Annotated in this window: 4 protein-coding genes; 1 reads left to right on the top strand and 3 read right to left on the bottom strand. The window is 73.7% G+C overall.

What is annotated here, in order from left to right; all coding sequences use genetic code 11:
• Window position 1: 1 nt before the first annotated feature.
• From E1258_RS31360 to E1258_RS31350, 3 genes are all read right to left on the bottom strand, one after another.
• Window positions 2-607, bottom strand: a complete 606-nt coding sequence (locus E1258_RS31360; RefSeq protein WP_132407452.1) for a TetR/AcrR family transcriptional regulator — start codon at window positions 605-607, stop codon at window positions 2-4.
• Between the two features lie 514 nt (window positions 608-1,121).
• Entirely contained in the window at window positions 1,122-1,520 is a 399-nt protein-coding gene (locus E1258_RS31355; protein WP_243715807.1) for a metallophosphoesterase, read from the bottom strand.
• Between the two features lie 64 nt (window positions 1,521-1,584).
• Entirely contained in the window at window positions 1,585-2,262 is a 678-nt protein-coding gene (locus tag E1258_RS31350; protein WP_132407450.1) for a Crp/Fnr family transcriptional regulator, read from the bottom strand.
• A 217-nt stretch (window positions 2,263-2,479) separates the two neighbouring features.
• On the opposite strand from E1258_RS31350, the gene E1258_RS31345 reads away from it, so the two are divergent.
• Window positions 2,480-3,172, top strand: coding sequence for an adenosylcobinamide amidohydrolase (locus E1258_RS31345; RefSeq protein WP_132407448.1), 693 nt, complete (start codon window positions 2,480-2,482; stop codon window positions 3,170-3,172).
• The last annotated feature ends 86 nt before the right edge of the window (window positions 3,173-3,258 follow it).

Below are 3,258 nucleotides of genomic sequence, written 5' to 3'. Positions count from 1 at the left end.
GTCAGGGGGTGAGCAGGGTGGCGAGCTGGCGTTTCCAGGTGCTGAGCAGGGCGGCGCGGCGAGACGAGTCGTCGCTGAGCAGGTTGGCCACCCCGAGCCCGCGCAGCAGATCGAGGGTCGCCTGCACGGCCTCCCGGACCCCGGGCCGGCGCTCGTCGACGCCGAGCAGCGCCACGGTCAGCCGGTGCATCTCCCGACCCACCTGCCGCTCCAGGGGCACCAGGGCGGCACGCAGCTCGGCGTCGGTGCGGGCGGCGACCCAGAGTTCGAGGGCGGCGACGAAGAGCGGCCCGGTGAACGCTGCGCCGAGCAGGTCGATCACCCGGTCGAGCCGCTGCGGCCCGGCGGGCAGCGCCTCGGCCTCGGTGCGCAGCTCCCCGGCCCGGCGCTCGGCGAGGTGCGCGACGGCGGCGGTGACCAGGGCGGTCCTGGTGGGGTAGTGGTGCAGCTGAGCACCCCGGGAAACCCCGGCCCGGGTCGCCACCACGGTGGTGGTGGTGCCGGACCAACCGTGCTCGATCAGGCACTCGACGGTCGCCTCCAGCAGCCGGGCCCGGGTGGCGCGGCTGCGCTCCTGCTGGGGGACGCGGGTCGACGCGGCGGTCACGGGGACAGCGTGCCGTCGCCGAAACAAACAGTCAAGCCTGACTTTTTGTGGTCCGCCCGTCCTGCTGCGCGCGCTGGCGTCCCAGGTTCGCTCGGATCCATCTGCCCCAAAGGGAACCCCGCCCTCGGGTCGTGCCTGGTCTTCGGGTCGTGCCTGGTCATGGTGGCGCCCGGCATTCGGCCGTGCCCCGGGCCTGGTCGTGCCTGGTCATGGTGGCGCCCGACTTGCGGTCGTGCCCCGGGCCTGGTCGTGCCTGGTCATGGTGGCGCCCGACTTGCGGTCGTGCCCCGGGCCTGGTCGTGCCTGGTCCTTTGGAGCTGCCCCCACAAACGGGGCAATCGGACTGGGCGCGTGAACGGGGCAGCTCCAAAGGGCCCAGCCGGCGTTCCCGCCCTTCCGCAGGCCGAGGCGTCCCGGCATGCGGCTGGAGCCCGACGGTGACGTGCCGACGCGTACAGCCCGGGCGCTGCTCGACGACGCGCGACGCGCGTTCAACTGGGCCGGGTCGGGCCCCTCAGCGGCCGTCGCGCAGGCCGAAGACGGCCGGCGCCTCGGCGTCGCTGTGCCGGGAGCGCAGGTACTCGTCGGCCCAGCCGGCGGCGTCGGGAAAGCCGGATTCCGCCGCCACCCGCGCGCACGCCGCGTCGACGTCGAACGCGGTGCGCCGTAGCTGCACCCCCGGCCCGAGCAGCGCCCAGTCCGCCCCCGGCCCGCCGTACGGCATGCCGACGCTGCCCGCGTTGACCACCAGGCGTCGGTCGACCAGCCGGGCGAACGGCATGTGAGTGTGCCCGCAAACCACGGTCCGGACCTCGACCGGCACGTCGGCGAGGATCCCCGCCCAGTGGGCCAGCCGGGAGTCGACTAGGGCGACCTGGTCGTCGCGGAACCGCCCCGCCGCCCAGTTCGACACCGCGATCGCGAAGGCAGAAGTTCTCCGCTCGGCAGAACGCCCGTCGGGGTGGGTGCGGGAGCTGTCAGACGCGGGCGCGGCGGGCCAGGCGCTCTGGGTCCAGGATGATGATGCTCTTGCCGTCCAACCGCAGCCAGCCCCGCGAGGCGAAGTCGGAGAGCGCCTTGTTGACGGTTTCCCGGGAGGCGCCGACGAGCTGGGCGATCTCCTCCTGGGTGAGGTCGTGGGTCACCCGCAGCACGCCCCCGTCGCGGGTGCCGAACCGGCCAGCCATCTGGAGCAGGTTCTTGGCGACCCGTCCCGGCACGTCGGTGAAGATCAGGTCGGCCAGCGAGTCGTTCGTCCGGCGCAGCCGGCGGGCCAGCACTCGCAGCAACTGCTCGGCGATCTCGGGCCGATTGTTCAGCCACGGCCGCAGGGCCTGCTTGCGCAACCGCACCAGGCGGGTGTCGGTCACCGCGGTGGCCGTCGCCGTCCGGGGCCCGGGGTCGAACAGCGACAGCTCGCCGACCATGTCCGACGGGCCCATCACGGCGATCAGGTTCTGCCGACCGTCCGCCGCCCGGCGACCGACCTTGATCTTGCCGGACAGGAGGATGTAGAGACTGTCACCGGGCTCACCCTCGTTGAACACGACCTCGCCCTTGCGGACCTCGATCGTCTCCATCTCCTTGGCGAGCGCCTCGGCAGCCTCCGGGTCGACTCCCTGGAAGATCCCGCTGCGGGCCAGTACCTCGTCCATCGCGCACCTCCGCCTGCGCGTGCCGTCTTTTCGGCCGGGTCGCCGTCCGCTGATCCCTCGCGCGAGGCCAGTCTAGGCGCACGTGAGCGGTAATCAGAGGCGCACCCCTGGAATCTTGATCGTTGGGCGTAACGTGCCCGACCTGATCAACCACTATGATCTGCAGGCCCGGCGGCCCCGGCCCCCTTCCACGCGCCCGGGACGTAGGGTCGGCGGCGTGTTGACCGAGCCGACCCTGACCAGCCGTCACGAGGATGGGTGGGACATCCCGCTGCTTGTCTGGCGCGCCGACCGGCCGCTGCTGGCGGTCAGTTCCGCGCCGCTCGGCGGCGGGATCGGCGTACGGCACTGGGTGGTCAACGCGACCGTGCCCATGTCGTACCACCGGGACGACCCGGCCGACCACCTGGCCGAACTGGCCGGCCAGCTCGGCCTGGACGGGCCCGGCGTCGGCCTGCTGACCGGCGTCGACGTCGCCGAGGTGATCACCCGGACCGACGCCGGGGTGCGGGTCTGGGCGACCGTCGGGCTGGGCATCCCCGTCCAGGCAGCCGCGCCCGACCCCGCCGCGCCCGAGCCTGTACCCGCCAGGCGCGCCGCGCCCGCCCACCGGGTCGGCACGGTCAACATCGTGGTCCAGGTGCCCGCCCGGCTCGGTGACGCGGCCCTGGTCAACGCCGTGGCCACGGCGACTGAGGCGAAGGCGCAGGCGATCCGGGAACTGGGGCTGGCGGGCACCGGCACCCCCACCGACGCCGTCACCGTCTGCTGTCGGGCCGACGGCGAGCCGTCCGCCTATGGCGGGCCCCGCTCCGCCTGGGGCGCCCCGCTGGCCCGCGCGGTGCACGCCGCCGTGCTCGCCGGCGGGGCCGCGACCGTGGTCCCCTGGTCCGAACGGCGCACGGCCTGACTTTCCGCCCAGTCGGCCATCGTGACGGCGATTTCCACCCGGTAGCGTCACGGTCGATGTACGACCCCGCCCGCTCCGGTCCCCAC

The sequence above is a fragment of the Micromonospora sp. KC207 genome (genome assembly GCF_004348615.1).
Lineage (GTDB): Bacteria > Actinomycetota > Actinomycetes > Mycobacteriales > Micromonosporaceae > Micromonospora.
This window is presented reverse-complemented; position numbering and strand designations above follow the sequence as displayed.

Coding starts and splice junctions, on each gene's coding strand:
- E1258_RS31350 (WP_132407450.1), bottom strand. CDS start 2,262: ATGGACGAGGTACTGGCCCGCAGCGGGATCTTCCAGGGAGTCGACCCG.